This is a genomic window from Streptomyces sp. NPDC052301 (assembly GCF_044593395.1).
Lineage (GTDB): Bacteria > Actinomycetota > Actinomycetes > Streptomycetales > Streptomycetaceae > Streptomyces.
The window spans coordinates 20,639-44,929 of sequence record NZ_JBIUBE010000012.1 but is presented as its reverse complement, the minus strand read 5'-3'; the positions used below and the strand labels follow the sequence as shown (position 1 = coordinate 44,929).

The window sequence follows — 24,291 nt, the reverse complement described above, 5'->3', positions numbered from 1 at the left end:
AGCGTCGGCCCCGTCACCCCACCCCCATAAGACCACCCTGGAGAAGTCATAAGATGTGCTTATGAGGTCATAGGCCGGACCCGCATACCAACTTAGGTCTGCCTTAGTTTAGGCTTCCCGAACGAGTCGCCCATTCACACTCGAAGGGAACCTGATCATGCCGCGCCCCCTGCGGGTAGCCATCGTCGGAGCCGGCCCCGCCGGGATCTACGCCGCCGACGCCCTGCTCAAGTCCGAGGTGGCCGCCGACCCCGGCGTCTCCATCGACCTCTTCGAGCGGATGCCCGCCCCGTTCGGCCTGATCCGGTACGGCGTCGCGCCGGACCATCCGCGCATCAAGGGCATCATCACCGCCCTGCACCAGGTGCTCGACAAGCCGCAGATCCGCCTGTTCGGCAACGTCGACTACCCGACGGACATCAGCCTGGACGACCTGCGCGCCTTCTACGACGCGGTGATCTTCTCCACGGGCGCGACGGCCGACCGCGAACTCCCCATACCCGGCATCGACCTGGACGGCTCCTACGGCGCCGCCGACTTCGTCTCCTGGTACGACGGCCACCCGGACGTGCCGCGCACCTGGCCCCTCGAGGCCGAGAAGGTCGCCGTGCTCGGCGTCGGCAACGTCGCCCTCGACGTGGCCCGCATCCTCGCCAAGACGGCGGACGAGCTGCTGCCCACGGAGATCCCGCCGAACGTCCACGACGGTCTGAAGGCCAACAAGGCCGTGGAGATCCACGTGTTCGGCCGCCGCGGCCCGGCGCAGGCGAAGTTCAGTCCGATGGAGCTGCGGGAGCTGGACCACTCGCCGAACATCGAGGTCATCGTCGACCCCGAGGACATCGACTACGACGCGGGTTCGATCGAGACGCGGCGCGGCAACAAGCAGGCCGACATGGTCGCCAAGACCCTGGAGAACTGGGCGATCCGTGACGTCGGCGACCGCCCGCACAAGCTGTTCCTGCACTTCTTCGAGTCCCCCGCCGAGGTCCTCGGCGAGGACGGCAAGGTCGTCGGCCTGCGCACCGAGCGCACCGCGCTGGACGGCACCGGCAACGTCAAGGGCACCGGCGAGTTCAAGGACTGGGACGTCACCGCCGTCTACCGCGCGGTCGGTTACCTCTCCGAGAAACTGCCCAAGCTGCCCTGGGACATCGAGACCGGCACCGTCCCGGACGAGGGCGGCCGGGTGATCGAGGAGGGCGGCGGCCACCTGCAGTCCACCTACGTCACCGGCTGGATCCGGCGCGGCCCCATCGGCCTGATCGGCCACACGAAGGGTGACGCCAACGAGACCGTCTCCCACCTGCTGGACGACTACACCAACGGCCGGTTGCACACGCCCGCCTCGCCCGCTCCGGAAGCGGTGGACGCGTTCCTCGCCGAGCGGAACGTCCGCTTCACCACCTGGGAGGGCTGGTACAAGCTGGACGCGGCCGAACGGGCGCTGGGCGAGCCGCAGGGCCGCGAGCGCGTGAAGCTCGTCGAGCGCGAGGACATGCTGCGGGAGAGCGGCGCGTAAGTCCCCTTCTGCTCCGAGGCCGTACGGGGCCGGCGTCGCGGCGCCGGCCCCTTCTCGTGTGGTGCGCCGCCGTGGTGAAGGCCGTCGTGATCCTCGTCGGTTCGCGGCCGTCGTACGGTTCAGCGCGCCGCGAGTTCCCTGCACCCGGCGACCGCCAGGACCACGGTCAGCAGGGCGAGCGCCGCCGTCTGACCGAGGCCGCCGCCGACGTATCCGCCGGCCCCCGGCAGCCGGAGCCACGGGTACAGGGCGGCGACGCGTACGGCCAGGAGCAGCAGGCCGAGCCCGGCGAGGGCGAGGGCACCGCCCGGTACGCCCCGGTCCGTGCGACGGGCGTTCCACAGCAGCCAGCCGAGCGCGCCGACCACGAAGCAGTTCGCGGGCGCCCACACCAGGTCAGAGGCGGACGGCAGCAGCACCGGCGACGCGCCCATCAGCACACAGGTGGCCAGGAACACCAGCCCCGGTGAGCCGGCGGGCAGTCGGGCCTCAGGTGCGTCGCGGTGGTGGGCGGCGCACAGTGCGAGGGCCGGCAGCCAGGCGAGGAGCGCGAAGGTGACGGCGAACGCCGGCATGGAGGGCAGGAGCGCGCCCGTCAGCGGGCCCAGCAGCGGCCACAGGCTGGGCACCGCGGCCACCAGCGCACAGGTCCGGGCCAGGCGGCGCCGGTCGTGCAGGACGGCGAAGTAGGCGGCCGTCCAGCCGAGCGGCAGGATCAACTGGGCCGCTGTGACCACGCCGGTGAGGAGCCCGTGGTCGGTGAACTGTGCCAGGAACAGCCGCCGTTCCACACCGCCCCGGGTGAAGGACCAGGTCAGCTGGAGGACGGGCTCGACGACCGCGGAGGCCGCCTGCAGCAGGACGGCGGCCAGGGCGAAGAGCCGGACGCCCGAGCCGAGCAGGACGTACGGGCGGGGTGCCCCGGCGGCACCGAGACGGCTGCGCACCGCCAGCGCCGCGATGCTCGCCACCTCGCCGAGCGTGGGCCGGCTCTGGTCCTGGGTGTCGCGGTCCAGGTCCTCCAGGTACGTCTCGACCATCTCCTCCTCCCGCTCGCGCCGGTAATAGGCCGGGAGCAGGCGCAGGACGGCGCGGTAGCGGGCCTCCAGCAGTGTGGTCATGCGTAGCCTCCCGCGAGTCCGGGTGCGGTGGGGGGTTCGAGACCGGCCGGCGCATCGGAAGCTCCGGCCCGGCGGCCCTCGGCGATGCGCCGCTTGGCGGCACCGGCTCCGGCGGCCATCCGCTCGGCCTCCGCGTCGAGGGCCGCCACGCCGTCGTCCGTCAGCCGGTAGTAGCGCCGCAGCCGGCCCTGCTGGACCTCTTCGCGGTCCAGGACGATCAGACCGTCCGCGGTGAGCCGGTCCAGCACGCCGTACAGCGTGCCGACCCGCAACTGCACCTCGCCGTCGGAGAGTTCCTCGACCTCGCGCAGTATGCCGTAGCCGTGCCGTGGCTGGTCGGCGAGCGCGGTGAGGACGAAGAACGCCGGCCGGGTCATGCTCTTCGCTGTCATGCCACGATGATATATCGGGTGCCGATATATATCGCGGGACAGGGGTGCCCTCGGCGGGTCGCGGGGGATGCGCGGAGGGGCGCGGAGAGAACGGGGTCCGCCCCTGAGCGGATGGACGGGCGGACCCCGTTCGCCGGACCATTGTGGGCGCCGCGCCGGGGCCGGACCACGGGTGAGAGACGGTCGCCGGACGCGTTTCCGTCACACCGCGGGCGCTCGGAACACACCCCGCGCGCCGGGCGCACACCTACAGGCGACGCGCGGCGGCGCGCCCCGGCCGACACATCGTGCGGGCGAACGGTGATACTGGGAGGCGCACCCGCCCCCATCAGCAGATTGGCTCATGTCGAACTCCGCCACCGACCGCGCCACCATCCCGCAGACCCTCTGGGCGGCCCGCGGCCGTCACACCGGTCCCGCCCCCGAGGAGGTCGTCCGCCGGACCCTGATCCGGCACAAGGAGAACGGGGACATCGACGACTTCGCCGAACCGCCCGCACCGCAGGACGAGCGGGACGGGCAGCACGAGGAAGCCCGACGGATCTTCGAGGCGCGCTGGCGGGCCGGCGGCACGGTGACCGTGCGGGCCCGGCTCACGCTCGTACCGCGGCCGAGCCGGCCGCAGGAGCACGAGTGGCGGCTCGTCGCGGAGGCGGAGCGGCCGTGGGACGAGGCGTGGCCCTCGCCCGCGACCCTGTTCTGGCCCGAGGGCGCGTCGGGCGAGGGTGACGACGGCGTCTGGGACCACCACGCCACCGTCGCCGGCCTGCGGTTCCGGCAGGTCAACGCGCTGCCCGCCGACGACAAGGAGATGCGGCGCCGGCTGCGGGACGCGGCCCGCGAGGCCTGGTGCGTCCACGTCGTCGTGCACGAGGCGATGACCCCGGACGAGCAGGGCCGGCTGCCGCTGGCCCGGCTGCTGCCGCCCGGCCTGCGGCACCGCGTGGTGGAGCACCGGGCCGCCCCGCACCAGTTCCGTGCGGTCAACTGGGCGCTGAAGGACCTCGGGGTGGAGGTGCCGCGCGGTGGCGCCGTACTGCTGCCTCCGGACCCGGCGCCCGAGGACTACGACGGCCGGGAGCACAGCGTGCGCAGTGTCTTCCTGGACGGCTCCGCTCCGACCGAACTGGTCGCGGCCCTGCGGCACTTCGTCGCCCTCCCCCGGCCGCTGCCGCGCGCCGCCGAGGAGGCGCTGGCGGACCTGCGCGGGAACTGGACCCTGCTGACCCTGCAGGAGGAGCTGGAGCGCGAACGGCGGCTCGTCGCCATGTACGCCGAGGCCCTGGAGGCGATGACGAAGTCCCGGGACCTGTACAAGCAGGCCGCCGAGGAGGCCTTGGACGCCCTGGCCGCCTACCGCGACGTGCCCGCGCCCGCCCTGCCCCAGCAGCGGCCCGCCTCCCGTGCGCCCGCCGCGCTGCAGCAACTGACGGGAATGTTCGAACGGCTGAAGCTGACCGCCCGGGGGCAGCGCCAGGCGGCGTCCTCCTCCGAGGGGGTGCCGCGCCTGTCCCCGGCCACGGAAACGGACGCTAGCGGGGCGGCGGACACGCCGGGGAGTATGGCGGCGGACACACCGGGGAACACGGCCTCACACACGCCGACGGACCGCGGCAGCGGCACGGAAGGGGCCGAGGGCGCGGACCGGGCGTCGTAGTCCTCGCCCCGCCGCCTGAGGAGGAGGCCGGATGGATTCCACCACGACCCTGCTGGTGATCGGCGCCGTCGTCGCGGCGGCGCTGCTCGCCGTGGCCGTCGGCCTGCTGGTGCGGCTGGTGCGCGCCCGGCGCACGCTGCAGCGGGCCGGGCTGCCGACCGGTCCGCGCTGGGTGTTCTGGGGCGCCGTCGCGTATCTGCTGCTGCCCACCGACCTGCTGCCCGACCCGGTCTACCTGGACGACATCGCCGTCCTGCTCCTCGCGCTGCGCAGCCTGCGCGCCGCCCGTCCACTGCCGCCCGGGCCGACCGGGTCCTGAACGGCCGTGCCGTGCCGCATCATGGAGCGGTGCGGACCGAGTTCACCGGTATACCCGGTTCCCCGGCGGCCCCCGAAGTGGCCGTGGTCGTCGATGTGATGCGTGCGTTCACCGTGGCCGCGTGGGCCTTCCGGCGCGGCGCCGAGCGGATCGTGTTGGCCGCTACGCAGGAGGAGGCGCTGGAGCTGAAGGCCCGTCACCCGGGTTGGCTCGCCTTCCAGGACGGGCCGCCCGTGCCGGGGTTCGACCTGGCCAACTCGCCCGCCCGGCTGCGTGCGCTGGACGTGCGGGGCCGTACGGTCGTGCAGAAGACCACCGCCGGGACGGTCGGGGCGCTGGCCGTGGCGGACGCCGGGCTGCTGCTGTGCGCGAGTTTCGTGGTGGCCCGGGCGACCGCCCAGGTGCTGCGGCGGGTCCGGCCCGAGACGGTGACGTTCGTCGTCACCGGGGACTGCGGACGGGCCGAGGAGGATCTGGCCTGCGCCCGCTACATCGCGGATCGCGTCCGTGGCGACGTCGTCGACCCGGGCCCCTACCTCGACCGGGCCCGGCACTCCGAGGCCGCCGCGCGGCTCACCGACGGCGTGCGGCGCGGCTGGGCCGGTGTCCACGCCGAGGACGTGGGGATGTGCCTGGAGGCGGACGCCTTTCCGTTCGCGATGGCGGCCGGCCGGGCTGACGGTCACCTGGTCCTGCGCCCCGTGGACCCCACCGCGCCCGAACCGGTCAACGCGCCGCCCGCACGCCCACCCGCCTGACGCACCGCCCGCCGACACGGCGAGCCCCTCGGCTCCTGCCCCGCCGCCCACCGAAACGGCGGAACCCGCCCCAGCCACAACGGCCGACACCAGGCCGAGCACCACCGCAGCAACCGGCCCCGCCTACCAGGGCGGGGCCGGCGTCGTACCGGTCACCCGGCGCCGCGCCCCGTAGACCCCACCGCGCCCGAACCGGTCAACGCGCCGCCCGCACGCCCACACCGCCCGCCGACACGGCGAGCCCCTCCACCTGCCCCGCCGCCCGCCGACGTGGCGAGGCCTCGGCTCCTGCCCCGCCGCCCACGCCGAGCACCACCGCAGCAACCGGCCCCGCCTACCAGGGCGGGGCCGGCGTCGTACCGGTCACCCGGCGCCGCGCCCCGTGGACCCCACCGCGCCCGAACCGGTCAACGCGCCGCCCGCACGCCCACCCGCCTGACGCACCGCCCGCCGACGTGGCGAGGCCTTGGCTCCTGTCACGACGGACGACATCACTCCCAGCGCCGCCACGGCAGCCAGCCCGGCCAGCACCCCCGCGAGCCGGAGCGGGGCCAGCGTCGCGTCCAGGAGCAGGCGGGACGCGTCCGGGAGCCCGAACCGGCCGCCGAGCACCTGACCCGCGCCCAGTGCCCCGGTGACGCCGAAGGCCACCGTCGCGACGACGATCCGGGCCCACGCCGCCCGGGCGGGCAGGGCGAGGGCCAGCAGCAGGCAGAGCGCCGAGACGACGACCGTGGCGCCGAGGACGCCGCGGGACAGTCCGGCCCAGTAGCGCGGGGCGTGGGCCACCCCGCACAGGGCCACCAGCAGCGCCGCGCCCCGGGCGCCCCACAGCGGGATGGGCGCGGAACTCCGGCCGTCCGGGGCGGGGTGCTCCGCCGACGGCGCCTTGGCCGCACGGTTCCTGTCCCGCCGGGTCTTGTCGGGCCGGGTGTTGTCGGGCCGGGTCCTGGGCGGCCGAGCCTTCGCGGGCCGGTCCTGTCCGAGGCCGTCCTGTGCGGGCCGGTCCTTCGCGTGGCCGCCCTGGGCGCCGATGGCCTCGGCCGCGGGGCTGCCGGGGTCGGCTGTCGGTCCGGCGGGCAGGGGGCCCGCCACATCGGGCAGCGGGCTCGCGCACCGGGCCCGGTCGGCGGCCATCCGGTCGATCAGCTCGGCGAGTTCCTCCAGGGGCCGGTTGACGGCGGCCGCCCGCACGGCCTCCTCCGCGCAGTGGGGTTCCACGGGAGTGCGGTGCAGGAGCTGCATCAGCCGGGACACGTCCTCGACGGACCGGCACTCGGCGGCGGCGCGGATCGCCTCGTCGGCACAGTGGGTCTCGCGGGGCGGCTCGGTGAGCAGGGTGACCAGCCGGGTGACGTCCTCCACGGAGCGGTCGACCGCGGCGGCACGGAGTGCGTCGGCCGTGGTCCGGGCGTGTTCCGGCGAGCGCTCCAGCAGCGTGATGAGCCGGACGACGTCCTCCAGCGGGCGGCCGGCGACGGCCGCGTGGACCAGGCCGTGCAGCGGGTCGGCGTACGGGCGGCCGGAGTCCTGCCGTAGCGCCTCGGCGGACCGCGCCTCGGCGGACTGCGCTTCGGCGGTCCGGGCCCCGACGCACTGCGCCTCGCTCACCACCGCCGCGGCGGACTGCACCTCACCGACCTGCACCTCACCCGCCTGCGCCCCCGCGATCCGGTTCAGCAGCGGTGCGGGCCGGGTCAGCACATGGAGGGACGGGATGCGGCCACCGACGGTGGCCGGTGCCGCAGGTATGAGCGCGTCGTCGGAACGGGAAGACGAAGAGGTGGTCATCTCGGCTCCAGGAGAAGGGTGCGGCCGCAGCTGCGCCCCCCGCGTGCAGCGCACGGCCTTACACCCTCCATTACTAGGAGCGGGCCCGTGGCCCTGCCACTCGGGCGAGGCACTGGTGTCACGGTGAACGCAGCGTGTGCGAGGGCAGTTCGCCGAAGCGGGAGCGGTACCTCTCGGCGAAGCGGCCCAGGTGCCCGAAGCCCCAGCGGTAGGCGACCTCGCTCACCGTCGTCGCCTCGGGATCGGCGTGGAGCAGCTCCTCCCGGACGCGTTCCATGCGGACGTCCCGCAGATAGGCCATGGGAGTGGTGCCGACCTGACGGCGGAACACCTCCTGCAGCCAGCGCGCGCTCACGCCACCGACCTCGGCGAGTTCGCTGGTGGTGTACGGGTGTTCGGGCCGGGCGCGGATGACGTCGACCACGCGTTTGACGGGCCGGACGAAGCCCTGCGGGACCGGTCGGTCCAGGGCCTCCCGCCAAGGGTGGCCCGTGGCCAGCAGCAGCCCGGTGAGCAGCGCGTCCCGCACGCCGGCCGCGAGCAGGGGCTGGTGCAGCAGGCCCCGGTCGTCGCCGATCTCGTCCGTGACGAGCCGGACCAGCCGGGCCCAGCTGCGGCCGGGCCCACAGGTGAGGTCCATGGTGGGGGCGAGTCGCAGCGGGGTGCGCAGCGAGTCGCCGATGAGGCCCTCCAGGTGCCGGACGAGCACCCGCGGGTCCACCTTGACGGCGAGCAGCCGGCAGGCGCGGTCCCACCGCTCCAGGGTGGTGCGGCCCTCGGGCTGGAAGACACCGGCCCGGGCGGCCGTGGCCAGCCGGGTGTCCCGGGGGCTCTGCCGCCACGCCAGCCGGCCGCTCAGGGGCAGGTCCACGTGGTAGGCGCCGAGGTCGCCGAAGCGCATCCGGACGTCGGCGCCGCAGCACAGTTCACCCACGGTGAAGGGGCCGAGGCGGGCCATCGTGAAGTCCGCGTCGAGGCGGTGGCCGGCGCCGAGGAGGTCGATCCGGGTGTCGTAGTACATGGTGCCGATGGCGGCGCGCGCCTCGTCGAGGTCGGTGGTGCGGAGCACGAGTCGGGCGGGGGCCGGGGCGGCTGCGCGCTCGGGGAACTCACCGTTCCTGCCGTTCCCGCCGTTCCCGCCGTTCCCGCCGTTCCCGCCGTTCTCACCGTTCTCGGCCACGGCACGCGGCTCCTTCCCTCGGCGCGCGGTTCCAGCGGTACGGGCACGCACGGCAGCTACCCGCAGCCGGGGCCCTGCCGACCGCGTGGACGAGCGCCCTCCCACACCTACCCACCGAACGCCGGGACAGGCCGCCCCCGGGACACCGAGACTTCCGGGGCCACCCGCCCCACCCGCAGGCCGTCCCATCCAGCACATCCGCACGCCCGCACATCCGCACGCCCGCACACCCTCACCCCCGCACGCCCGCACGCCCGCACGCCCGCACACCCTCACCCCCGCACCCCCGCTCGTCCGCTAGCCCGCACCCCCGCTCGTCCGCTCGTCCGCTCGTCCGCCCAAATCTCGTCCCTCCCGCGCAGGTGCGTTCCGCACGTCTTCGGGCGCATTCTTGCTGTGTGATCCTCCCGGAGGCGCACGGGACGAGGTAGAGCCGATGGCTGGGAGTGGGGAGCAGGCGGTCCGTGCGCGGACCCGGCTGGCCGCGCTCCTGGCCGAGGTCTCGACCGGAGCGCTCGGCGCGGCCGGCGGCCGCGTGGCGGGCGTGTACCTGCGGTCGTACACGCCGGGCCTGCTGCACCTCGCGGCGCTCGCCGGTCTGCCCGGTCCGCTGTTCCGGCCCTGGTGGCGGCTGCACGTGGGCCGGCCCTTCCCCGTCTCGGACGCCTACCGGCTCGGGGTGCCGGTGGTGCTGGCGAACGCGGCCGAGACGGTGCGCCGGTATCCGCAGTTCGCGGCGGCCCTGCCCTTCCCGTTCGGGTCGGTGCACGTGCCGGTGCCGGGCGGGGCCGAGCCGCTGGGCGTGCTGACGGTGCTGCGGCCCGCGGCGCCGGACACGGGGGACGAGCTGCTGGACCGGGAGCTGCTCGCGCGGCTGGCGGAGGGCCTCGGCGCCGAGCTGGTCGCGCTGGCCGACGGCGACGCGAACGCAATCCTGTGGGACGGGGAGCCGCTGTGCGTACGGCCGCCCGCGGTCCGGCCCGCGGCGGCCGCCGTAGGACGGTTCATCTGGGATCCGGTGACCTGCTCGGTGCACGCGGACGACCGGCTGCACGCACTCCTCGGTCTGCGCCCCGGCGAGTTCGCGGGGACGGAAGCGGCGCTCGCGGACGCCGTGGCCCCGGCCGACGCGCATCTGATCCGCGCGGCGCTGCGCGACACCGCCGCGGGGAAGCCGCCGGGCGCACCGCTGAGCGTGCGGGCGCGGGACGGCACGGCGCGGCTGCTGGAGCTGTGGCCGGGGGACGACTGGACCCGGCGGACCGTCGGCGGGCTGGTGTTCGATCCCGGCCCGGCCGCCTCCGCGGACGGCGCGGCCGACCTGCTGCCGCAGGGCGTGTTCTGCGTGGACCGGCTGGGTGTGATCGTGTACGCCAATCCGGCGGCGGCACGGCTCACGGGTCATGCGCGCGAGTCGCTGCTCGGGCGGGAGCTGTGGGCGGCGATGCCGTGGCTGTCCGGGCCGCCGTACGACGACCATCTGCGCGGCGCGCTGCTGTCCCCGGAGCCGGTGCACTTCCATGCGCTCCGGCCGTCCTCCGGCCGCGGGGAGGGCGGTCCGGCCGGCGAAGGCGACTGGCTCGCCGTGTCGGTGCATCCTGGCGCGGACCTGCTGACCTGCACGCTTCTCCCGGCCAGCCACATGGACACCCCGTTCGATCCGCTCCCCGAGACGCATCTGCCCGAGGAGCCGCACACGGGCGACGCCTCGCTGGGGCAGGTGTACCGGCCGATCGCGCTGGCCATCGCGCTGACGGACGCGGTGACCGCGCGGCAGGTGTCGGCGGTGGTCATGCGGGAGCTGCTGCCCGCGTTCGGCGGCCGGCACCTGGCGATCTACCTGCTCCAGGAGCGGCATCTGTACCTGGCCTGGGAGAGCGGTTTCCCGCACGGGTTCCTCGCCTCGTTCGAGGGGATCGGCCTGGACGCCCGGGTGCCGGGGGTGGAGACCCTGACCACGGGCAGGCCGCTGTTCTTCGAGTCGATGCAGCAGATCGCGGCCTCCTACCCGGGCATACCGCTGGACGCCGACGAGGGTGCGCGCGCGTTCCTGCCGCTGATCGCCTCGGGCCGGCCGGTCGGCTCCTGCATCCTCGGCTTCGACCGGTCGCGCAGCTTCAGCCCGGAGGAACGCGCGGTCCTCACCGCCCTCGCCGGGCCGATCGCGCACGCGATGGAGCGGGCCCAGCGCTACGACAGCGAGGCGGCCCTCGCCCGCGGTCTGCAGCAGGCCCTGCTGCCGCGCCGGCTGTCGACGCACCCCCGGGTGGAGACCGCGGGCCGCTATCTGCCGGGCACACAGGGCATGGACGTGGGCGGCGACTGGTACGACGTGGTGGGGGCCGGGGACGGGCTCGCGCTGGTCATCGGCGACGTGCAGGGGCACGGGGTGCAGGCGGCGGCCACCATGGGCCAGCTGCGCAGCGCGGTCCGCGCGTTCGCGCTGGGCGACCGGCCGCCGGACGAGGTGCTGAGCGGGACGAACCATCTGCTGATCGACCTCGACCCGGGCCAGTTCGCCAGCTGCTGCTATCTGCGTCTCGACCCGGCCACGGGACGGGCCCGGATCGCCCGGGCGGGGCACCCGCCGCCGCTGCTGCGCGCCCCCGACGGCCGGACCCGGCTGCTGGACATCCCGGGCGGGGTCGTCCTCGGGGTGGATGCACAGGCCCGCTACCCGGTGACCGAGCTGCTGCTCGAACCGGACGCGATCCTCGCGCTGTACACGGACGGGCTGGTGGAGCGGCCGGGCGCCGACATCGACGACGGGATCGACGCGCTGCGGCTGGCGCTGGCCCGGGCGGGCGGCGCGGCCGGGCGGCGCGGCGGGCGGTCCCTGGCCGGGGTCGCCGACCGGCTCACCGCCGGCGCGCGGCACGCCACCGACCGCCCGGACGACGTGGCGCTGCTGCTCGCCGCCCGGCGTCGGGCGCCCGGCCCGCGTTCGGCGGCGGTCGTCGCGGGTGACGGTCTCGCCTGACGGCGCCGGGCAGTGTAGACATGGGCACATGGTGCGACTGCCCGGCCGGCCCGCGACCCGGCCGTCCCGTTCGTCCGGGTCCCCGCGCGCACCGCTGGGCCCGCGGCCGTCCGGTGACGACGCGAACGGCTCCCGGCCGGGGAAGCTGTGGTCGGCGGTGACCGGACGCAGCGTCGCCGGGCAGGTCTTCCTGCTCCAGGTGGTGATCGTACTGCTGCTGGTCGTCTCGGCCGTCGTGGCGCAGGTGCTTCAGGTGCGGCACGACAGCGACCTGGAGGCGCAGAACCGTTCCCTCGCCGTCGCCGAGACCTTCGCCCACGCTCCCGGGACGGCGGCCGCGCTGCGCTCCCCGGACCCCACGGCCCTGCTGCAGCCGCGCGCGGAGGCCACCCGCAAGGCGACCGGCGTGGACTTCGTCGTCGTGATGGACACCGACGGCATCCGCTACACGCACCCCGACCCCGACCGCATCGGCAAGAAGTTCGTCGGCACGATCGCCCCGGCCGTCGCCGGGGGCACGGTCACCGAACACGTCAACGGCACCATAGGGCCGCTGGTGCAGGTCGTGGTGCCGGTGAAGGACGCCGCCGGCAAGGTGGTGGGCCTGGTGTCGGCCGGGATCACCACCGCGCACGTGGGCGGGACCGCCGAGCAGCAGCTGCCCCTGCTGCTCGCGGCGGCGGCGGCGGCCCTGGCGCTGGCCACCGCGGGCACGGCCCTGGTGAGCAGACGGCTGCTGCGCCAGACACGTGGGCTCGGCCCGTACGAGATGACCCGGATGTACGAGCACCACGACGCGGTGCTGCACGCGGTGCGGGAGGGCGTGCTGATCGTCGGCGGCGACGGCCGGCTGCTGCTCGCCAACGACGAGGCGCAGCGCCTGCTGGATCTGCCGGAGGACGCCGAGCGGCGGCATGTGCTGGAGCTGGGCCTGGACGACGAGACGGCGGGGCTGCTGGCCTCGGGGCGGGTCGCCACCGACGAGGTGCACCTCGTGAAGGACCGTCTGCTGGCGATCAACCAGCGGCCCACCGACCTGCGGGGCGGCCCGGCCGGCAGCGTCACCACGCTGCGCGACTCGACCGAGCTGCGTGCCCTGTCCGGCCGCGCGGAGGTGGCCCGCGAGCGGCTGAACATGCTGTACGACGCCGGGGTGGGCATCGGCACCAGCCTGGACGTGTCCCGCACCGCGGAGGAGCTCGCCGAGCTGGCGGTGCCCCGGTTCGCGGACTTCGCCACGGTGGACCTGTTCGACGCGGTGCTGCACGGTGAGGAGCCCCGGCCCGGGACCGCGCTGCGCCGTGCGGCCTGCGCCGGGGTCCGCAAGGACGCCCCGCTGTACCCGGTGGGCGAGCGGATCCGGTTCGTGGCGACGTCGCCCCAGGCCCGCAGCCTGACCACCGGGCAGTCGGTGGTGGTGTCCCGGCTGGGGGACGCGCCGGGCTGGCGGGCGCAGGACCTTGAGCGCACCGACCAGGTGCTGGAGTACGGCATCCACTCGCTGATCACGGTGCCCCTGAGGGCGGGCAGCCTGGTGCTGGGGGTGGCGAACTTCTGGCGGTCCCAGAAGCCGCAGCCGTTCGACTCCGAGGAGTTGGCGCTCGCCGAGGAGCTGGTCGCGCGGGCCGCGGTGTCCATCGACAACGCCCGCCGGTACACGCGTGAGCACAGCATGGCGGTCACGCTGCAGCGCAGCCTGCTGCCGCGCTCGCTGCCGGAGCAGGGCGCGTTGGAGATCGCCTACCGCTATCTGCCGGCGCAGTCAGGGGTGGGCGGGGACTGGTTCGACGTGCTGCCGCTGTCCGGGGCGCGGGTGGCGATGGTGGTGGGGGACGTGGTGGGACACGGGCTGCACGCGGCGGCGACCATGGGCCGGCTGCGCACCGCCGTGCACAACTTCTCGGCGCTCGACCTGCCGCCGGACGAACTCCTCGGTCTGCTCGACGAGTTGGTCGGCCGGATCGACCAGGACGAGACCCCGGAGGACGGCGCCGCGGTGACCGGGGCGACCTGCCTGTACGCGGTCTACGATCCGGTGTCCCGGCGCTGCACCATGGCCCGGGCCGGGCATCCGCCGCCCGCGGTGGTGGCCGCCGACGGCAGCGTGGAGTTCGCGGACATCCCGGCGGGTCCGCCGCTGGGGCTGGGCGGGCTGCCGTTCGAGACGACGGAGCTGGAGCTGGCCGAGGGCAGCCGGCTGGTGCTGTACACCGACGGGCTGGTGGAGGACCGGGAGCGGGACATCGACGTCGGGCTGGACCTGCTGGGCGACGCCCTGCGCCGGACGCCGGGCGCCTCGCCGGAGGAGACCTGCCGTACGGTGCTGGACGTGCTGCCGGCCCGGCCGAGCGACGACGTGGCGCTGATCGTGGCCCGCACCCGGGTGCTGGGCCCGGACCGGGTCGCCGAGTGGCAGGTGCCGTCCGACCCTGCGGCCGTGTCCCAGGTGCGCGGCTCGGTGACCCGGCAGCTGGCCGACTGGGGCCTGGAGGAGGCGGCGTTCTCGACGGAGCTGATCCTGAGCGAGCTCGTCACCAACGCCATCCGCTACGGGCGCGGACCGATCGGCGTACGGCTGCTCCGGGAGCGCACGCTGATCTGCGAGGTGTCCGACCGCAGTACGACCTCGCCGCATCTGCGGTACGCGGCGAGCACCGACGAGGGCGGCCGGGGCCTGTTCCTGGTGGCGCAGCTCGCCGAGCGCTGGGGCACTCGTTACACCTCGGACGGCAAGATCATCTGGGCGGAGCAGCCACTGGCCTGAACGACCGCGAATTGTGTTGTGGGCATGACGGTCGGCGGGTGATGATCTCCGTCATGTTCTCGCGCAGGAATCGCCGCCCGAAGTCCCCCGATCTCCTCAAGGCCTGGGAGTCCCTCGACGCCGGGGACGTCCCCGGAGCGCTCCGGCAGGTGCGGGCGGCTGGTGAGGACCAGCCGCTCGCCGAGGTGGCGCTGGTGGTGAGGCGGGCCGCCGGGGCGGCCGGTTTCGACGACCTCGCCGAGGCCGCCGCCGCGCTGGCCGCCGACCCGGAGAACCCCCGGGCGCTCTACCGCTTCGGGTGGGCCTGCATCGAGCGCGGCGCGTCCTACCTGGCGGTCCCCGCGCTGCGCGAGGCGCTGCACCGCAGCGACGGCTCTCCGACGGTCCTGCACGAACTGGTCTCCGCCTACGAGGACGAGGGCCGGCACCGCGAGGCGGTGGCCGAACTCACCCGCTTCGAGGGCGGGTTCGCGCACTGGCCGAGCCGCTATCTGCTGGTCTACAACGCCGTCATGGCGGGCGACCTGGAGGTGGCCCGGCGCCAGCACGCGCTGCTCCCGGACCCGGAGGACGCCCAGTGGCAGGGGGCGCGGGACCGGCAGAACCGGATGCTGGAGCGCGCGGCCGACGCCGAGCGGGCGGGCGCACTCGGCCCGGCCGATCTGCGCGGCTGGCAGTACGTGATCGGCGGCGCCGTCCTCGGCACCCTGTCGCCGTACGGCTTCGACGCGGGCATGAACGGACGTTACGCCTGGCTGCAGGACACCCCCGCGCAGTGTCTGCGCGGTCTGCTGCGGCTGCGCACGCTGCTGGCGGCCGCCGAGGTGCCGGCCCGGTCGGTGTCGCTGCTGCCCGACCGTGACTCGCGGATCCTCGGCCTCGCCGCGGCCCAGGTCCTGGGCCTTCCGGCGGAGCCCTTCGCCGCCGGCCGGGCGGACACCGTCGTCGTCGCCTACGACCTCGATCGGCTGTCGGCGCACGAGGACGGGCCCGCGGTCATCCGGGAGTTGCTCGAGCGCGCTCCCGGTCAGGTGCTGCACGAGCACGCGAGCTGCTGGACGGACCCGCCCGCGATCACCGCGGACAGCGTCGGCCTGCTCCACCAGTCGGTCGTGGCACCCTGGGGCGAGCAGCTGCGCCAGGGCGCGGACGGCGGTGTCGAGCGCGGACCGGCGGACGGGCGTCCGGAGCAGGAGATCGCCGCGGAGATCGCCGCGGCGGACCCGGCCGGGGACCCGGGGGACGGCGAGGGCCCGGCGGACACCGACGCGGGGTTCGCCGCGTTCGCCACGGCCGTCAGGGGCACATGGCTGCGCGGCGACCGGGCGCGTCTGCGGTCCGCCGGGCCCGTCCCGAGTTCCCGGTTCGCCTGAACCCGGAGGAAGCGGTCAGGCGCTCAGCCGCGAGCGCAGCAACTGCTTCCCCATCTCCGCGCCCTTGCGGCTGTCCGCCTGAGCCTTGTGGAACAGGTCCACCAGTTCGGCGTCGTGCTCGCGTTCGGCGTCCTGGATGTACGTCTCCAGGCGCAGGGCGTTGTCCAGGCACGCCTCGACGTACCAGATCAGGTCGTAGTTCTTGTCGCGGGTGCCGGTGACGCCACCGGTCTCGCTGGTGCTGGTCATACGGGGTCTCCTCCTTCTGTCGACCCTGAATGGCGTTTCCGCTTCCGGAGATCCCCGAGTACCCGTGCGTTTTGCGGACACACCGCCCGAATCCTCATCCGAGGGCGCGGTCCAGGTTGAAGGCGGCACTGATCAGCGCCAGGTGCGTGAACGCCTGCGGGAAGTTGCCCTGTTGCTCGCCGGTCCGGCCGATCTCCTCGGCGTACAGGCCGAGGTGGTTGGCGTAGGTCAGCATCTTCTCGAACGCCAGCCTGGCCTCGTCGAGCCGGCCGGCCCGCACCAGGGCCTCGACGTACCAGAAGGAGCAGATCGAGAAGGTGCCCTCGTCGCCGCGCAGCCCGTCGGGGCTGGACTGCGGGTCGTAGCGGTAGACGAGGGAGTCGGAGACCAGGTCCTCGGTGAGGGCGTCCAGGGTGGACAGCCACTTGGGGTCGGTGGGGGCGATGAACTTGGCCAGCGGCATCATCAGCAGGGACGCGTCGAGGACGTCGCCGCCCTCGGCCTGCACGAAGGCGCCCCGGCGCTCGGACCAGCCGCGATCCATGATCCGCCGGTAGATCGTGTCGCGTGCCTGCCGCCAGCGCCGGTGATCGGCCGGCAGCCCGCGATGGGTGGCCAGGCGGATGGCGCGTTCGACGGCCACCCAGCACATCAGCCGCGAGTACAGGAAGTTCTTGCGTCCGCCACGGGTCTCCCAGACCCCCTCGTCGGGCTGGTCCCAGTGGTCGCAGACCCAGTCGACCAGCCGGCACACATCGTCCCACTGGCCGCTGGAGATGGGCTGGGCCCACTTGTCGTAGAGGTAGATCGAGTCGATCAGGGCGCCGTAGATGTCCAGCTGGAGCTGGTCGGCGGCGGCGTTGCCGACCCGGACCGGGGCGGAGCCCTGGTGTCCCTCCAGGTGCGGAAGTTCCCGTTCGGGCAGCTCGGTGCGGCCGTCGATGCCGTACATGATCTGCAGCGGGCCGGCGGCGTCGCCGCAGCCGGGACTGATGTGCGTGGTCAGGAACCGCATGAACGCCTCGGCCTCGCCGCTGAAGCCGAGCCGCAGCAGCGCGTAGACGGCGAACGCGGCGTCGCGCACCCACACGTACCGGTAGTCCCAGTTGCGCTCGCCGCCGATCTGCTCGGGCAGGCTGGTGGTGGGCGCGGCGACGATGGCGCCGGTCGGGGCGTAGGTGAGCAGCTTCAGGGTGAGGGCGGAGCGGTGCACCATCTCGCGCCAGCGGCCCCGGTAGCGGGACTGGTGCAGCCAGCGCCGCCAGTAGGTGACCGTGGCGTTGAACTGGTGCTCGGCCTCGGCGTGGGCGCAGCCGCGCGGGGCCACGGCGCCGTCGACCTGGTCGAGGGCGAACACCGCGGACTCGCCCTCGGCGAGCTTGAAGTCGGCGTGCGCGTCGCGGCCGTCGCACTCCAGGTCCACGGTCGCGGTCAGCGCCAGCGACCGCCGGGGCGACTCGAACAGGATCACGCCGTCCACGACGCGCAGGGTGTGCGGATCGGCGCCGTAGTCGAACCGCGGCGCGACCAGCACCCGGAAGGGCACGGTGCCGCGGACGCAGACCACGCGCCGGATCAGCCGGTGCCGGCCCGCCTCACCGGGCCCGTCACCGCCGACCGGCATGAAGTCCTGCACCTCACCGACACCGTCCTCGGTGAAGAAACGGGTGATCAGCACGTTGGTGTCGGGGAAGTAGAACTGCTTGGTGCGCGCCGGTACGGTGGCGGCCAGCTCGAAGGAGCCGCCGCGCTCGGCGTCCAGTACGGCCGCGAAGACGCTGGGGTCGTCGAAGGACGGGCAGCAGTACCAGTCGATCGTGCCGTTGCTGCCGACCAGGGCCACGCTGCGCAGGTCGCCGATGAGCCCGTGCTCGGCGATCGGCAGGTAGCGGGGGCTGCGGGCGGTGTCCTCGCGGAGAAGGGTGTCGGCCATCGGCGGCCTCCCGGTGAGCGGTGCTCGATGTTTTCCAGCTTAGGAGCGAGTGCCTCGCCGTGGCGCGGGCAGGCGCTCGACACGCGCTCCTCGGACGCTCCGGATGCAGGGTGCGCCGAGGCGCGGAATGGTGAGAGTGTGCCCCGTTCGGCGGCACCGGCACGGATGCGGTCATCCGGACCGAGGAGGAGGCATCATGTCGACATCCACACCCGAAGAGTCCCGGAGGTCGTCCGACGACCACTGCACCCCGGACGCCCTGCTCCACTCCGCTCCGGCGAAGGACGTCTCCCCGGAGGACCTGGTGATGGCGGCGGGCAGGGACGTCACCCCGCAGAACCTCGACTGGGCGCGGCGCAAGCTGGAGACGGAGGGCGCGGCGGCCGTCGAGAAACTGCTGCCCTAGCAGCCGTCCGGGGGTCGAAGCAGAGGAACGGGAGAATCCGGCCGGGCGCGGGCTCGCCCGGCCGGCCCGGGACGCCGGTGCGTGCGGGAACGGCGCGGCCCCGCCGGTGACTCCCGCGCGCCATCGGGGATTTCGGGGGCCGCCATCCCTTCCGCGGGACACCCGGGGGCTGTCAGACTCCCGAGAGTGCCCGACTTCGACATGCTCGTCATCGGATCCGGACCCGGTGGTCAGAAGGCCGCCATCGCCGCGGCCAAGCTGGGCCGCCGGGTCGCCGTCGTCGACCGCCCCGACATGCTCGGCGGGGTCTCCCTGCACACCGGCACCATCCCCTCCAAGACGCTGCGCGAGGCCGTGCTCTACCTGACCGGCCTGACCCAGCGCGATCTGTACGGGCAGAGCTACCGGCTGAAGGAGGACATCACCGTCGCCGACCTGACCGCGCGCACCCGGCACGTGGTCGGCCGCGAGGTGGACGTCGTGCGCAGCCAGCTCGCCCGCAACCGGGTCACCGTGTACTCCGGCACCGCCCGTTTCGCCGGCCCGCACACCGTCGCCGTGGCCGAGGCCTCCGGCCGGGAACGGCGGATCGACGCCGAGCACATCGTCATCGCCACCGGCACCCGGCCGGCCCGCCCGGACAGTGTGGAGTTCGACGGGCGGACCATCATGGACTCCGACAACGTGCTCTCGCTGGAGCGGGTGCCGCGCTCGATGGTGATCGTCGGCGCGGGCGTGATCGGCATGGAGTACGCGTCGATGTTCGCCGCGCTCGGCAGCAGGGTGACCGTGGTCGAGAAGCGTCCCGGGATGCTGGACCTGTGCGACGTCGAGATCGTGGAGTCGCTCAAGTACCACCTGCGGGACCTGGCGGTCACCTTCCGGTTCGGGGAGACCGTCGCCGCCGTCGAACGGCATGCCCACGGCACGCTCACCGTGCTGGAGAGCGGCAAGAAGATCCCCGCGGACACGGTGATGTACTCGGCGGGCCGGCAGGGCCTCACCGACGGGCTCGAGCTGGACAAGGCGGGCCTCACGGCGGATCCGCGCGGCCGGATCCGGGTGGACGAGAACTACCGCACCGAGGTGCCGCACATCTACGCCGTCGGCGACGTCATCGGCTTCCCCGCGCTCGCGGCGACCTCCATGGAGCAGGGCCGTGCCGCCGCCTATCACGCCTGCGGGGAACCGGCGGGCCGCATGCACGACCTGCAGCCCATCGGTATCTACACCATCCCGGAGATCAGCTTCGTGGGCCGGACCGAGGACCAGCTCACCGAGGACCGGGTGCCCTTCGAGGTGGGCGTGGCCCGGTACCGGGAGCTGGCCCGCGGGCAGATCGTCGGGGACTCCCACGGCATGCTGAAACTGCTGGTCTCACCGGCGGACCGGACGCTGCTCGGGGTGCACTGCTTCGGCTCGGGCGCGACCGAGCTGATCCACATCGGGCAGTCCGTGATGGGGTGCGGCGGCACGGTGGACTACCTGGTCAACGCGGTGTTCAACTATCCGACGCTGGCGGAGTCGTACAAGGTCGCCGCGCTGGACGCCACGAACAAGCTGCGGCAGATCGATCACCTGGGGGACTGACGCCGGTGCGGAGCGCGGATCACTCCGGCGGTTCCGTCTCGTCGGGCACCACGTGCACCGCGGCCTCCTCCGCCCCCGCCGCTCCCCCGTCGATCCCCACGTCCTGCGCGACCTCCTCCTTCACGGTGTCGGTGCGGGCGCCCTCGTCCGGGGCGACCAGGCGGCCCGCGCGGGACCCACCGGCCTCGGGGTCGACCGGTTCGCCCGCGCCGCCGGGGAGGTCGCCGATGTCGTCGCCGGCCACCGGCTGCGCGTCCGGCACCTCCTGGCCGAGCCGCTCGTCGAGGGTCTCCCCCTCGTGCTGCTCGGCGGCGGTGGTGCCGTGCTTGGTGACGCCGAGGGGGCGTTCGGGCGGGGAGTAGCCCTCGTCGAGGACGTCGTCGTAGGTGCGCTCGCCGACCGCGTCCTGGAGATCCAGGGGTCCGGCGTCCTCCTGCTCCTCGTTGGTACCGGTGGGCTGGTAGGCGTCGTCCGCCATCGGGGTCTGCTCGGACGGCCGGTCCGTCATGGTCGCCTCCTTCGCGGCTCGCGGGCGGTCCTGATCCGCGTTTCCCGCAGCCGGGCGCCTAACCCCCTCGGCGTGCGATCGGCTCGGTCCGCGGGCTGTCCGGCCGGGCCCGCCGTCCGCGCCGCTCATGCGCAGTGAGGGCGTCCGCAGGTCTCTCCCGTGGACGGGGAAATGGCCTGCCGTGGGGAAGGGGGGTCAGGCGGAGAGCATGCCCCGGCCCAGCCAGTCCGCGGTGTCCCGCACGCCGGGCAGCGCGAAGAAGTACCCGCCGCCGGTCGGGGAGATGTAGTCGACCAGGGGCTCGTCGATCAGCCGGGTCTGCACGGCCTCGAACTGGCGCTTGACGTCCTGCTGGTAGCAGCAGAACACCAGGCCCATGTCGAGGTTGCCGACGTCGTCCACGCCCCGGTCGTAGTTGTAGCCGCGGCGCAGGATGCGGGAGCTCTCCGTCCGGGCCTGGCGCGGGTTGGCGAGGCGGATGTGGGCGTCGAGCGGGATCGCGGTGCCGTGCGGATCCTTGGCGTACTGGGGGATGTCGGTCTCCTCGGCGCCGTCGAGCGGGGCGCCGGTGTCCTTGCGGCGGCCGAACATCTTCTCCTGCTCGGTGAGCGAGACCCGGTCCCAGAACTCGACCAGCATCCGGATGATCCGGACGACCTGGTAGCTGCCGCCCTTGGTCCAGGCGGGCTCACCCTGGCCGTCGCCGACCCAGATCAGCTTGTTCGTCTCGCGGGCGGAGGTGACGTCCGGGTTGGCGATGCCGTCCTTGAAGCCGAGCAGGTTACGCTGCGCTCCGGTGGGCCGGGGGGCGTTCTGGAAGCCGTCGATGCGCCACTTGATCTGCATGGCGCCCCGGGTGTGCCGGGCGATGTCGCGCAGCGCGTGCAGCACGGTGTCCTGGCTCCGGGCGCAGATCTGCAGGGAGAGGTCGCCGTGGCACTCGGCCGCGTTCAGGTTGTCGTTGGGGAAGGTCCGCATGGGGGTGAGCCGGGCGGGCCTGGCCTTGGCGAGGCCGTAGCGGTCGTCGAAGAGGGAGGCGCCGACGCCGACGGTGACCGTGAGGCCGTCCGAGGGGACCTGGGGACCGAGGATGCCGTTGTCGGCGGGCGGCGCGCCGACCCCGAGGTCGGCGGGGGCGCCGCCCGCGGTGAGGAAGCGGGCCCGCTCGGTGATGATCCGCAGCAGGTCGGTCAGGCCCTTGCGGTCGTCGGCTATGACGTCGAGGGAGACGAAGGTGGCGGCGGCCGGCGCCGGGGTGACGATTCCGGCCTGGTGGACGCCGTGGAAAGGGACCTTCACCGTGTCGTCCGCCCCCGTGGTCCGCGCCTCGGCCGTGCCGCCGCTCTCGCCGAGGGCGAAGCCGCCGCCCGCCAGGACCGCTCCGGCGGCTCCGGCGCCCAGGGCGGTCCGCACGAAGGAGCGGCGGGCGGGGCCGGCGGGGCAGGTCGGCGTGTCGGCGGTCGACATCGGCGGGTTCCCTTCGGGGTGCTCGGGGTGCTCGGGGCGCGGGTGCGCGGTGGTCATCAGGCGGACTTCCGGATCTCGAGGAGGTCCGGGACCGGGGCGAGGTCCTCCAGCAGTTGCCCGGTGGCGCCGTCGAGGCGCTGCTTGTCGGCGGCGGCGAGCCGGCCGACGGGGGTCCAGTGGGCCCCGTCGTGGGCGGCGTCCAGGAGTTTCTGCACGCGCGCGACGTCCGCGTCGACCGTGGGCAGCAGCCTCGGCGCGCGGGTGGCGAGCAGCGGCTTCAGGACGGTGAGCAGCTCGCGGGTGCCGGACAGGTTGGCGTCGGCGGTGGCGAGGTTCGTGCCGCTGCCCTCGTCGGTGTCCCCGGTCAGCTCGAACTGGAGGGTGTTCTCGAGGATCTCGTGGGCGCGCAGCGGCAGGTCGCCCGGGTCGAAGTCCTGGCTCGGGAAGGCCTTGCGGAGCCCCGCGGCGTCCGTGGCGAGCTGCTGGGCGGGGCCGGTCAGCTCCTTGGCCGGCCGGCCGTGCCACAGGCCGTACTCGAGGCGGAGGAAGCCGGTGAAGTCCTTGTCGTGCTCGCCGTCCGGCAGTCCGTCGGCGCGGCCGTCGATCTTCTGGTCGAAGTCCTCGAAGGTGCCGTAGGCGGCGCCGAGGGAGGCGTAGGTGCGGTGGGCGGTCAGCCAGTCGGTGCGGGCCTTGTCCAGGTGGTCGGCCTCGATGTCGGCGGCGAGGGTCTCGGTCTGCCCGACGAGGCTGTCCAGTCCCTGTTCGACGTACGCCTTGTACGCCTTCAGGGGTCCGGCGAGGTCCTGCTCGGAGACGGGCACGACCGGCTTGGCCGCGCCGCCGCCGCTGACGCTGACCGGCTCGGAGGTGACGGCCCTGCCGCCGGTGGGGACGCAGCGCCAGGCATAGGTGCCGCCCGCGACGGTGGCGACGAGGTCACGGGTGGTGCCGGGGGCCAGGCCCTCGATCTCGCCGTAGACCGCGCCGGTCGACGGGTCGACCAGGTACACCTCGGAGGTCTTGTCGCCGGTGTTGCGCATCCGGAAGGTCCGCCGGCCGGGCTCGGGGGCGGCGAAGCCCTTGCCGCACTCGGTCTCGGAGACGGCGACGGTCTGGTCGCCGGCGGGCTTGGGCCGGGAGAAGGCGACGACGAGTCCGGCGAGGACGGCGGGGACGGCGACCACGGCGGCCGGGACCACCCAGACCGGCCGGCGCCGCCCGGACCGGGCCGGCTTCGGCTGCTTCGCGGGGCGCTCGGCGGCGGGCTGCTTCGGCTGCTTCGCGGGGCGCTCGGCGGCGGGCCCGGGGGCCGTCGCCCGTACGCCGCGGACGAACAGGGTCATCACGACGGCCAGGTAGGCGGCGTAGGCCACCACCTGGAGCCAGGTCATGGTGGGAGTCAGGTTGAACACGCCCTGGACGAGGGTGCTGTACCAGGAGCCGGCGTCGACGCTGCCGGCGAGGTCGACCGCGTAGGCGGCCTTGCCGGGCAGCACGCCGCCCTCCTGGAGGTCGCGCAGGCCGTAGCCGAGGACGCCCGCGGCGATGACGATCAGGACGGCCCCGGTGGCGGTGAAGAACTTCGTGAGATTGATCTTCAGGACGCGCCGGTACAGGCCCCAGCACAGGCCGGCCGCGATGACCAGGCCGATGCCGGCGCCGGTCAGCGGGCCCGCGGACTCGCCGGCCGCCCGCGCGGTGGTCCACAGGAAGAGGGCGGTCTCCAGGCCCTCGCGGCCCACGGCGAGGAAGGAGGTGAGGATCAGCACACCGGAGCCCATGGCGAGCGCGCCGGTGACCTTCTCCTTCAGCTCCCCGGAGAGGCTGCGGGCCGAGCGGCGCATCCAGAACACCATGGCGGTGACGAACGCGACGGCGATCACGCTGAGGGTGCCGCCGAACGCCTCCTGGGCGGTCTGCGGCATGGAGGCGGCGGTGAAGGTGAGGACGGCGCCGAAACTCAGGGCCACGGCGACGGCGGCCAGGACGCCGGTCCACACCTGCGCCAGACGCGAGCGGGCCCCGGCCCGGACCAGGGTGGCGACCAGGATGGAGACGATGAGCCCGGCTTCGAGTCCCTCCCTCAGCCCGATCAGGAAACTCGGAAACGCGTCGTCCCACATGCCCTGCTGCCCTCCCTGGTTAGTGAAGGCATGCCTTACCTTCGCGGACCATCATGACTACGGACGTGTAGTCGGCCGGTCATAAAGCGGCAATGCCCGGGCAAAGTCCGGGAACGTTCGCGGCGCTCCGTTCGTCTACAGTCCGGTAGACGGTCTAC

The 24,291-nt window shown here is 74.0% G+C and carries 18 protein-coding genes; 9 read left to right on the top strand and 9 right to left on the bottom strand.

Translation table 11 applies throughout. The annotated features are described in order from the left end of the window. The first annotated feature begins 157 nt into the window (after positions 1–157). On the top strand, positions 158–1,522 hold the full coding sequence (locus ACIHEJ_RS29315; RefSeq protein ID WP_400140031.1) for an FAD-dependent oxidoreductase: 1,365 nt from the start codon (positions 158–160) through the stop codon (positions 1,520–1,522). 119 nt (positions 1,523–1,641) lie between these two features. Here the strand turns inward: ACIHEJ_RS29315 and ACIHEJ_RS29310 are convergent, their stop codons facing one another. Both ACIHEJ_RS29310 and ACIHEJ_RS29305 read right to left on the bottom strand, forming a co-directional pair. Continuing rightward, positions 1,642–2,643 (bottom strand): hypothetical protein, encoded by a 1,002-nt coding sequence (locus tag ACIHEJ_RS29310; RefSeq protein ID WP_400140029.1) that lies wholly within the window; start codon positions 2,641–2,643, stop codon positions 1,642–1,644. Next, on the bottom strand, positions 2,640–3,020 hold the full coding sequence (locus tag ACIHEJ_RS29305; RefSeq protein WP_400140259.1) for a PadR family transcriptional regulator: 381 nt from the start codon (positions 3,018–3,020) through the stop codon (positions 2,640–2,642). The genes ACIHEJ_RS29310 and ACIHEJ_RS29305 overlap by 4 nt, the downstream gene beginning before the upstream one ends. A 358-nt stretch (positions 3,021–3,378) precedes the next feature. Between ACIHEJ_RS29305 and ACIHEJ_RS29300 the strand changes: the two genes are divergently transcribed. Genes ACIHEJ_RS29300 through ACIHEJ_RS29290 form a run of 3 tightly spaced genes read left to right on the top strand, consistent with a single transcriptional unit; the run spans position 3,379 to position 5,769 of the window. Then, on the top strand, positions 3,379–4,692 hold the full coding sequence (locus ACIHEJ_RS29300; RefSeq protein ID WP_400140027.1) for a hypothetical protein: 1,314 nt from the start codon (positions 3,379–3,381) through the stop codon (positions 4,690–4,692). Positions 4,693–4,723: 31 nt separating this feature from the next. Then, positions 4,724–5,011 carry a DUF1232 domain-containing protein gene (locus tag ACIHEJ_RS29295; RefSeq protein WP_400140025.1) on the top strand — a complete coding sequence of 96 codons (288 nt, stop codon included), beginning with the start codon at positions 4,724–4,726 and terminating at the stop codon, positions 5,009–5,011. Positions 5,012–5,040: 29 nt separating this feature from the next. Next, entirely contained in the window at positions 5,041–5,769 is a 729-nt protein-coding gene (locus tag ACIHEJ_RS29290; RefSeq protein ID WP_400140024.1) for a 2-phosphosulfolactate phosphatase, read from the top strand. 363 nt (positions 5,770–6,132) lie between these two features. Here the strand turns inward: ACIHEJ_RS29290 and ACIHEJ_RS29285 are convergent, their stop codons facing one another. Both ACIHEJ_RS29285 and ACIHEJ_RS29280 read right to left on the bottom strand, forming a co-directional pair. Next, entirely contained in the window at positions 6,133–7,560 is a 1,428-nt protein-coding gene (locus ACIHEJ_RS29285; RefSeq protein WP_400140023.1) for a hypothetical protein, read from the bottom strand. Positions 7,561–7,678: 118 nt separating this feature from the next. Next, a complete protein-coding gene (locus ACIHEJ_RS29280) occupies positions 7,679–8,740 on the bottom strand; it encodes an AraC family transcriptional regulator (protein ID WP_400140021.1) in 1,062 nt (353 codons plus the stop codon). A 436-nt stretch (positions 8,741–9,176) separates the two neighbouring features. Between ACIHEJ_RS29280 and ACIHEJ_RS29275 the strand changes: the two genes are divergently transcribed. The 3 genes from ACIHEJ_RS29275 to ACIHEJ_RS29265 are packed head-to-tail and all read left to right on the top strand — an operon-like array spanning position 9,177 to position 15,857. Further along, the gene (locus ACIHEJ_RS29275; protein ID WP_400140019.1) at positions 9,177–11,720 is read left to right on the top strand and encodes a SpoIIE family protein phosphatase; all 2,544 of its coding nucleotides are present in this window, start codon (positions 9,177–9,179) and stop codon (positions 11,718–11,720) included. A gap of 28 nt (positions 11,721–11,748) precedes the next feature. After that, positions 11,749–14,484 (top strand): SpoIIE family protein phosphatase, encoded by a 2,736-nt coding sequence (locus ACIHEJ_RS29270; protein ID WP_400140017.1) that lies wholly within the window; start codon positions 11,749–11,751, stop codon positions 14,482–14,484. Positions 14,485–14,537: 53 nt separating this feature from the next. Beyond that, positions 14,538–15,857 (top strand): hypothetical protein, encoded by a 1,320-nt coding sequence (locus tag ACIHEJ_RS29265; protein ID WP_400140015.1) that lies wholly within the window; start codon positions 14,538–14,540, stop codon positions 15,855–15,857. Between the two features lie 15 nt (positions 15,858–15,872). Here the strand turns inward: ACIHEJ_RS29265 and ACIHEJ_RS29260 are convergent, their stop codons facing one another. Further along, on the bottom strand, positions 15,873–16,106 hold the full coding sequence (locus ACIHEJ_RS29260) for a hypothetical protein (protein WP_400140013.1): 234 nt from the start codon (positions 16,104–16,106) through the stop codon (positions 15,873–15,875). A 94-nt stretch (positions 16,107–16,200) separates the two neighbouring features. Then, on the bottom strand, positions 16,201–18,039 hold the full coding sequence (locus tag ACIHEJ_RS29255) for a glycoside hydrolase family 15 protein (RefSeq protein WP_400140011.1): 1,839 nt from the start codon (positions 18,037–18,039) through the stop codon (positions 16,201–16,203). Positions 18,040–18,235: 196 nt separating this feature from the next. On the opposite strand from ACIHEJ_RS29255, the gene ACIHEJ_RS29250 reads away from it, so the two are divergent. Next, positions 18,236–18,445 carry a hypothetical protein gene (locus ACIHEJ_RS29250; RefSeq protein ID WP_366014422.1) on the top strand — a complete coding sequence of 70 codons (210 nt, stop codon included), beginning with the start codon at positions 18,236–18,238 and terminating at the stop codon, positions 18,443–18,445. Between the two features lie 186 nt (positions 18,446–18,631). After that, positions 18,632–20,035, top strand: a complete 1,404-nt coding sequence (gene sthA / locus ACIHEJ_RS29245) for a Si-specific NAD(P)(+) transhydrogenase (protein ID WP_400140009.1) — start codon at positions 18,632–18,634, stop codon at positions 20,033–20,035. A gap of 19 nt (positions 20,036–20,054) precedes the next feature. Here sthA and ACIHEJ_RS29240 read toward each other — a convergent pair whose 3' ends face one another. From ACIHEJ_RS29240 to efeU, 3 genes are all read right to left on the bottom strand, one after another. Next, on the bottom strand, positions 20,055–20,543 hold the full coding sequence (locus tag ACIHEJ_RS29240; RefSeq protein WP_400140007.1) for a DUF5709 domain-containing protein: 489 nt from the start codon (positions 20,541–20,543) through the stop codon (positions 20,055–20,057). A gap of 195 nt (positions 20,544–20,738) precedes the next feature. Then, complete coding sequence (efeB, locus tag ACIHEJ_RS29235) at positions 20,739–22,010, bottom strand: iron uptake transporter deferrochelatase/peroxidase subunit (RefSeq protein WP_400140258.1); 1,272 nt, start codon at positions 22,008–22,010, stop codon at positions 20,739–20,741. Positions 22,011–22,066: 56 nt separating this feature from the next. Continuing rightward, positions 22,067–24,133: an iron uptake transporter permease EfeU gene (gene efeU, locus ACIHEJ_RS29230; protein ID WP_400140006.1), complete on the bottom strand. Its 2,067-nt coding sequence runs from the start codon at positions 24,131–24,133 to the stop codon at positions 22,067–22,069. Positions 24,134–24,291: the final 158 nt, after the last annotated feature.

Excerpts from the sequence above, each read along its gene's own strand:
- ACIHEJ_RS29275 (WP_400140019.1), top strand. The coding sequence starts at position 9,177 with ATGGCTGGGAGTGGGGAGCAGGCGGTCCGTGCGCGGACCCGGCTGGCC.
- ACIHEJ_RS29285 (WP_400140023.1), bottom strand. The coding sequence starts at position 7,560 with ATGACCACCTCTTCGTCTTCCCGTTCCGACGACGCGCTCATACCTGCG.
- efeU (WP_400140006.1), bottom strand. The coding sequence starts at position 24,133 with ATGTGGGACGACGCGTTTCCGAGTTTCCTGATCGGGCTGAGGGAGGGA.
- ACIHEJ_RS29270 (WP_400140017.1), top strand. The coding sequence starts at position 11,749 with ATGGTGCGACTGCCCGGCCGGCCCGCGACCCGGCCGTCCCGTTCGTCC.
- ACIHEJ_RS29250 (WP_366014422.1), top strand. The coding sequence starts at position 18,236 with ATGTCGACATCCACACCCGAAGAGTCCCGGAGGTCGTCCGACGACCAC.
- ACIHEJ_RS29310 (WP_400140029.1), bottom strand. The coding sequence starts at position 2,643 with ATGACCACACTGCTGGAGGCCCGCTACCGCGCCGTCCTGCGCCTGCTC.
- ACIHEJ_RS29295 (WP_400140025.1), top strand. The coding sequence starts at position 4,724 with ATGGATTCCACCACGACCCTGCTGGTGATCGGCGCCGTCGTCGCGGCG.
- ACIHEJ_RS29300 (WP_400140027.1), top strand. The coding sequence starts at position 3,379 with ATGTCGAACTCCGCCACCGACCGCGCCACCATCCCGCAGACCCTCTGG.
- ACIHEJ_RS29315 (WP_400140031.1), top strand. The coding sequence starts at position 158 with ATGCCGCGCCCCCTGCGGGTAGCCATCGTCGGAGCCGGCCCCGCCGGG.
- ACIHEJ_RS29265 (WP_400140015.1), top strand. The coding sequence starts at position 14,538 with ATGTTCTCGCGCAGGAATCGCCGCCCGAAGTCCCCCGATCTCCTCAAG.
- ACIHEJ_RS29255 (WP_400140011.1), bottom strand. The coding sequence starts at position 18,039 with ATGGCCGACACCCTTCTCCGCGAGGACACCGCCCGCAGCCCCCGCTAC.
- ACIHEJ_RS29305 (WP_400140259.1), bottom strand. The coding sequence starts at position 3,020 with ATGACCCGGCCGGCGTTCTTCGTCCTCACCGCGCTCGCCGACCAGCCA.
- ACIHEJ_RS29260 (WP_400140013.1), bottom strand. The coding sequence starts at position 16,106 with ATGACCAGCACCAGCGAGACCGGTGGCGTCACCGGCACCCGCGACAAG.
- ACIHEJ_RS29240 (WP_400140007.1), bottom strand. The coding sequence starts at position 20,543 with ATGACGGACCGGCCGTCCGAGCAGACCCCGATGGCGGACGACGCCTAC.
- efeB (WP_400140258.1), bottom strand. The coding sequence starts at position 22,010 with ATGTCGACCGCCGACACGCCGACCTGCCCCGCCGGCCCCGCCCGCCGC.